Annotated in this window: 4 protein-coding genes and 1 pseudogene; 4 read left to right on the plus strand and 1 reads right to left on the minus strand. The window is 65.9% G+C overall.

The features are described 5' to 3' along the window. Positions 1-511, minus strand: a pseudogene (locus WAW17_RS07415) (AAA family ATPase); the annotation flags it as partial. A gap of 251 nt (positions 512-762) precedes the next feature. On the opposite strand from WAW17_RS07415, the gene WAW17_RS07420 reads away from it, so the two are divergent. The 4 genes from WAW17_RS07420 to WAW17_RS07435 all read left to right on the plus strand — a co-directional run. After that, on the plus strand, positions 763-2,100 hold the full coding sequence (locus tag WAW17_RS07420) for a hemolysin family protein (RefSeq protein ID WP_422332348.1): 1,338 nt from the start codon (positions 763-765) through the stop codon (positions 2,098-2,100). 74 nt (positions 2,101-2,174) lie between these two features. Continuing rightward, the gene (locus WAW17_RS07425; RefSeq protein WP_422332349.1) at positions 2,175-4,340 is read left to right on the plus strand and encodes a thiamine pyrophosphate-dependent enzyme; all 2,166 of its coding nucleotides are present in this window, start codon (positions 2,175-2,177) and stop codon (positions 4,338-4,340) included. Between the two features lie 92 nt (positions 4,341-4,432). Further along, complete coding sequence (locus WAW17_RS07430) at positions 4,433-5,338, plus strand: SDR family oxidoreductase (protein ID WP_422332350.1); 906 nt, start codon at positions 4,433-4,435, stop codon at positions 5,336-5,338. Between the two features lie 31 nt (positions 5,339-5,369). Beyond that, the coding region (locus WAW17_RS07435; protein WP_422332351.1) for a flavin-containing monooxygenase at positions 5,370-6,822 on the plus strand (1,453 nt) is incomplete at its 3' end.

Consider the following 6,822-nt stretch of genomic DNA (forward strand, 5'->3'; position numbering starts at 1 on the left):
CTACGAGTTCGATCGACTCGGGTCGCGCGGTGATTTCCTGCAGCATCGACTGCATCGACAGGTACAGCTCGGCGTGGGGGCGTCGCTGACGATCCGTTTCGGCCCACGCCTGCCAGCGGGGCAGATACACATCGAACGCCTGATGCACCTCATAGGCGCCGCTGACGTCGTATTCCGCCTCGGAATCCTCGTGGTAGTCGCCGGAGCCGTTGAGGGTGAGGTCTGGGTCGGAGCTGTCGGCGCGAGCCGAGTCGTCTACCCATCCGTGCAGAACCGGCGGCAGTTCCGGCGGATCCGGGGCGACGACGGCCGGAACACGCAGGACGATGCCACCCTGCCCGGCTTCTGTGTCGAGTGCGATCACCCGGCCGTCCAGGTGCAGCCATTCCACCTGTTCGTGCTGGTCGACATGCAGTACCGGCTTGGTACGAGCCCTGACGATCTCGCGCAGGAACTGCAACAGGCGCTGAACGCGGCCCGCGAGCTCGGCGTCCGTTTCCGTACTGGGCAATGTGAACCTCGGATAATTCTCGATAATGACGATGGACCCTCGAGCAGACTATCGGGTCTGCCGGTACAACTTCGAGGCGAAGGCAACGCCCAGCAGGAAGACCGACCGGTTTCTTTACGATTCGGGTGCCGCGCGTCGGCGCTGACACTGCACTGCACCTGAGGGGACGCCTACACTGAAGCCCGTCAGCAGTCTCAGGCTCGCGAGGTGCAGGGCATGGCCCACCGTCACAAACCCCGGCAGCGGCCGACATGATGCAGGCGGCCGCGATCGACGGCGCCGCGGTCCACGTTGTGCTGATACTCCTCTTCGTCCTCGTCGGCGGTGTTTTCGCGGCGACCGAAATCGCACTGGTGTCGTTGCGTGAAGGTCAGATCCGGCAACTGGAGCGTCGCGGTGGGCGCGGCGCGCGGACGGCAGCGCTGGCGCGGAACCCCAATCGGTTCCTGTCCGCGGTGCAGATCGGGGTCACCGTGGCCGGGTTCCTCTCGGCAGCGTACGGTGCATCGACCATCTCGCCCCCGATCGCGTCCACCTTCGTGGGGTGGGGGCTGCCGCCCGGGCTCGCCTCGGGAGCCGCTCTGGTCGGCACGACCCTGATGATCGCCTACCTGTCGTTGATCCTGGGCGAGCTGGTACCTAAACGCATTGCGCTGCAACGTTCTACCGAAGTGTCGTTGCTTACCGCGCCGACCCTCGACCGGTTCGCCACCGCGATGCGCCCGGTGATCTGGTTCCTGTCCGTCTCCACCGACATGCTGGTCCGGTTGGTCGGCGCCGACCCGAAGATGAAGACCGAGGCGGTCACCCCGGAAGAGTTGCGGGACCTACTCGTCGGGCACACCGCGCTCGCCGAACCCCAGCGCCACATCCTGTCGGAGGCTTTCGACGCCGGGCAACGCTCACTCGTCGAGGTGATGCGGCCCCGCACCGACGTCGATTTTCTCGCCGCCGATACACCGTTGATCCAGGCCCGCGACGAGGCGCTGAAGCGGGGGCACAGTCGGTACCCCGTCACCGCCACCTCGTTCGACGACATTGTCGGTTTCGTCCACCTGCGCGACCTCCTGCTCGCGGACGAGAACCAGGTCGCCACGGTGCGCGAGTTGTGCCGGCCGGTGCTGCGACTCCCGGTGTCCAAACCCGCCCTGGCGGCGCTGTCCGACATGCAGCGGAACAACCTGCAGATGTCGATCGTGGTCGACGAATACGGCGGCACCGCAGGGATGGTCACACTCGAAGACATCGTGGAAGAAATCGTCGGTGAGCTCGGCGACGAGTACGACGAACCCACTCACCCCGCTACCGCTTCCTCCCGTCGATACTCGCCGCAACAGCAGGTGGACGGGCTTCTGATCATCGAGGATTTCGAATCCACCACCGGCATCGCCCTACCCGAAGGGCCGTACGAAACCGTGGCCGGTTTCATGCTCCATGAACTCCAGCGGATGCCCCGCCTCGGCGACAGCATCACCTTCGAAGACCACCAACTCACCGTCACCGCACTCGACGGGCGTCGCATCTCCCGTGTCCGGGTGACGCATCCTCGGCCGACTCCGCACCCGCGCCGCACCATCGACTCTGAATAGCGCGGCCGAAATCCCGACTCGCCGAACGCCGGAGGCGTAGCCTCGAAAGAACCTCCAGCCGAGGAGACTGCGCCGTGGCCGATCCGGTAGACGAGCACTTCATCACGACGGTCACGGCGTTGGCGCCGCGCCCGCCCGGTGCAGCAACGGGATTCCTCGCAGGTTCTGGACTCTCCGCAGAGCGCTGTCTGGAACTCTTCGACGACCAACTGGGCAGCAGGCATCTCGACCTCGCCGCACGGTGGCTCCGCGCGCAGGGTCAGGGTTTCTACACGATCGGATCCGCCGGACACGAAGGCAACGCGGCTGTGGCGGCGGCGCTGCGGTCCACCGATCCCGCCCTGCTGCACTACCGGTCCGGCGGCTTCTTCCTGGCCCGGGCCCGGCAGGTGGGCGGACGCGATCCGATCCGGGATGTGCTCCTCGGAATCGTCGCTGCCGCAGACGAACCGATCTCCGGGGGCAGGCACAAGGTGTTCGGTCGCCACGACCTCGCCGTCATCCCCCAGACGTCCACCATCGCCTCGCACCTGCCGCGCGCTGTCGGTGTCGCGTTCGCGATTGCCCGTGCGCGCAAGCTGAGCGTGCCCTCGCCGTGGCAGCCGGACGCCGTGACGGTGTGCAGCTTCGGCGACGCCTCCGTCAACCATTCCACCGCGGTGGGTGCGATCAACAGCGCGATTCACGCCGGCTACCAGGGTGTTCCGATGCCACTGCTGTTCGTCTGCGAAGACAACGGCATCGGTGTCAGCGTCCGGACCCCGGCCGGGTGGATCGCGTCGCAATACGGCGACAGAGCGGGACTAGCGTACTTCTCCGCCGACGGATGCGCACTGCCCGAGACACTCGGCGCGGCAACCGCCGCGGCGGACTGGGTTCGCCGCCAACGTCGTCCCGCGTTTCTGCACCTGCGCATGGTCCGGCTGATGGGTCATGCCGGTTCGGACTACGAGGCCGCCTACCGTTCCGCCGGCGAACTGGCCGCCGACCTCGATCGCGACCCACTCCTCGCCACCGCCCGACTCCTCGTAGAGGCGGGGCAACTGACGCCCGACGAGGTCCTCGACAGGTACGAGCGCAAGCGCACCGAGGTGCACGCGGTAGCCGAGCAGGTGGTGACCCTCCCGCGATTGAACAGCGCTGCGGCAGTGATGAAACCACTCGACGACACCCATCACGACACGATGACCGTCACATCACCGGGCAGGAAGGCACCGTCGCCGGACGCCGGGCCGCAGACACTTGCGCTGGCCGTCAACCGCGCTCTGAGCGAGGCCCTCGACGAGAATCCGGAAGCCATGGTCTTCGGGGAGGATGTGGCCCGGAAGGGCGGGGTGTACGGCGTGACCCGCGGATTGCAGAAGAAGTTCGGCGCCGCGCGGGTCTTCGACACCGTGCTGGACGAACAGACGATTCTCGGTCTCGCCCTGGGCGCCGGAGTCTCGGGGCTGCTGCCCATTCCGGAAATCCAGTATCTGGCGTACCTGCACAACGCCGCCGACCAGATACGGGGCGAAGCCGCCACGTTGCAGTTCTTCTCGCAGCGCCGATTCCGCAATCCGATGGTCGTGCGCATCGCCGGCTTCGGATATCAGAAGGGGTTCGGTGGCCACTTCCACAACGACAATGCGATTGCCGCGCTCCGCGACATTCCCGGACTGGTGATCGCGTCGCCGTCGCGACCGGACGACGCGGCCGCGACGATGCGGGCGTGCGTCACCGCAACGAAGGCGTCCGGTGCGGTGTGCGTATATCTCGAACCCATCGCGCTCTACCACACACGGGACCTCTACGAGGACGGTGACGAGCGCTGGCTCGCGCGATATCCCGGTCCGGCACACACCACGACCATCGGCACCGCACGTACGTATGGTGACGGCACCGATCTCACAATCGTCACGTTCGCGAACGGTGTCCGCATGAGCCTCCGGGTGGCCCGCAGGCTCGAGCGCGAAGGGATCCGGGCTCGCGTCGTCGATCTGCGGTGGCTCGCGCCGCTCCCTCTCGACGATGTGCTGCGCGAGGCGCGTGCAACCGGACGCGTGCTCGTCGTCGACGAGACGCGTAGGAGCGGGGGCGTGGGTGAAGGGCTGGTCGCCGAACTCGTCGACCACGGATTTCGGGGTCCGCTGTCGAGGGTGGCGAGCGAGGACAGCTTCATCCCCCTCGGTGATGCCGCACATCAGGTGCTGCTCTCGGAGGACACGATCTTCGCCGCCGCCGTCGCACTTGCGCGATGATCCGCGGAACCGGTCCGAATATGCCTGTCAGGCATAAACTGACCTTCGGTGCCGACCGGGTGCCGTGCCAGACCAGATGCCGGGAGTAGACGATGCCCACGCTCAGGAACAAGGTTGCACTGATCACGGGTGCTGCGCTCGGTATCGGGGCCGGAACCGCCCGCGCCCTCGCCCGTGAGGGTGTGAAGCTCGTCCTGATCGACCTCGACGCGACGCCATTGAATGCCCTGGCCCACGAACTCGGTGAAGACACCGTCCTCGCTCGGGTAGCCGACGTGTGCGATCTGCCGGCTCTGCAGTCGGCCGTCGATGCGGGGGTCGAGAAATTCGGTGGAATCGACTTCGTTCTCGTCAACGCCGGCATCACCAGCTACGGCTCCGTGCTGAATGTCGATCCGGCCACATTCAAACGGGTGATCGACGTCAACATGCTCGGCGCGTTCCATACGGTCCGGGCCGCACTGCCCGCGGTGATCGAACGCAAGGGCTACATCCTCGTCGTCTCCTCGCTCGCGGCGTTCGCCGCCGCACCGGGCCTGGCCGCCTATTGCGCCACCAAGGCGGGTGTCGAACAGTTCGCCAATGCGCTCCGCCTCGAGGTGACGCATCGTGGCGTCGCAGTCGGGTCTGCTCACATGGCCTGGATCGACACTCCGCTCGTCCAGGACGCGAAGGCCGACCTCACCGCGTTCAACCAGCTCCTCGCGGTGTTGCCCGGACCGCTCGGGAAGACCACCTCGGTCGAGGCCTGCGTCGACGCGTTCGTTTCGGCTCTCGCCGGGCGCAAGCGGCGCGTCTACGTTCCGCAGTGGGTGGGACCCCTCGGCTGGCTGAAGGCACTGGTCACGTCACCGCTCGCGGATCGCCGCATTCTCCCGCACATTCCCCGGATTCTTCCGCTGATGGACAGGGAGGTCGCGCAGCTCGGCCGGTCCACCAGTTCACGTAATGTCGCACTGGAAAATGGCGCCGCGGAACCGGCCGAAGATTCGAAATAGCAGTCCCGTCCATCGCATCGAGAGAGCAGTCATGACCGACATCGACACCGTCGCCGAACTCCCGGATTCCACGATTCCCGTCCGGCACGTCGATGTGCTGATCATCGGCGCCGGGCTGTCCGGCATCGGAGCCGCGTACCACATCCAGGAGAGTTTCCCGGGCCGGACGTACACGATCCTGGAGAGCCGCGACACGATCGGCGGAACCTGGGATCTGTTCCGCTACCCGGGCGTGCGTTCCGATTCGGACATGTACACCCTGGGTTACCGCTTCCGGCCGTGGGAGAACGACAAGTCGATCGCCGACGGAGCCACCATCCTCGAGTACGTCAAGAAGACTGCGACGGATCACGGAATCGATCGGCACATCCGTTTCGGGCACCGCGTGATCCGCTCCGAATGGTCGAGCGCGGAGTCTCGGTGGACGGTGACGGCCGAACGGACCGACAGCGGTGAGACGGTCCGCTTCACCGCGGACTTCGTGATGGCCTGCAGCGGTTACTACCGCTACGACGAGGGATACACCCCGGATTTCGCCGGAACCGAGCGATTCCAGGGTGAGATCGTGCACCCGCAGAAGTGGCCCGAAGACCTCGATTACGCCGGCAAGCGCGTCGTGATCATCGGCAGTGGAGCCACGGCCGTCACCCTTGCCCCGTCGATGGCCGCCGAAGCCGAACACGTGACGCTGCTGCAGCGCTCGCCGACGTACATCATCTCGTTGCCGGCCAAGGACGAACTGGCCAACCGTCTGCGCCGTTACCTGCCCACCCGGATGGCGTACGCCCTGACCCGGCTGAAGAATGCCTTCGTGGCGACCGCGCTCTATCAACTGTGCCGGCGTTACCCGAATTTCATGAAGACACGCATCCGTCGACTCCAAAAGGGTTGGCTACCCGAGGGTTACGACATCGACACCCACTTCACACCCCGGTACAACCCGTGGGATCAGCGACTGTGCCTCGTGCCCAACGGAGACCTGTTCCGTTCCATCCGCCACGGCGAGGTGTCGATCGTGACCGATCACATCGACACCTTCACCGAGACCGGGCTCGCGCTGAAGTCGGGCGAGGAACTACCTGCCGATATCATCGTCACCGCAACAGGTTTGAACCTCCTGGCGTTCGGCGGGATGGACCTGGTGGTCGACGGCCGCGAGGTGGACCTCACCGAGACCATGGCGTACAAGGGGATGATGCTCAGCGGGGTCCCGAACTTCGCATTCATCATCGGCTACACCAATGCCTCCTGGACACTCAAGGCCGACCTGGTGTGCGAGTACGTCTGCCGCCTGCTCGCGCACATGGACGAGAAGGGGTACGCCTACTGCGTCCCCCAGCGCGATCCGTCGGTGACTGAGGAACCGTTCCTCGACTTCGCGGCCGGTTACGTGCTGCGCTCGGTCGATTCGTTCCCGAAGCAGGGGTCGAAAGCCCCGTGGCGGCTGCGGATGAACTACTTCCACGACCTCGTTACTCTGCGGC

It is taken from the genome of Rhodococcus sp. (in: high G+C Gram-positive bacteria), assembly GCF_049286785.1.
In the GTDB taxonomy this organism is placed as follows: Bacteria; Actinomycetota; Actinomycetes; order Mycobacteriales; family Mycobacteriaceae; genus Rhodococcus_F.

What these genes read in the sequence shown, in the direction of transcription:
- WAW17_RS07420 (WP_422332348.1), top strand. Translation starts at nt 763, where the DNA reads ATGATGCAGGCGGCCGCGATCGACGGCGCCGCGGTCCACGTTGTGCTG.
- WAW17_RS07430 (WP_422332350.1), top strand. Translation starts at nt 4,433, where the DNA reads ATGCCCACGCTCAGGAACAAGGTTGCACTGATCACGGGTGCTGCGCTC.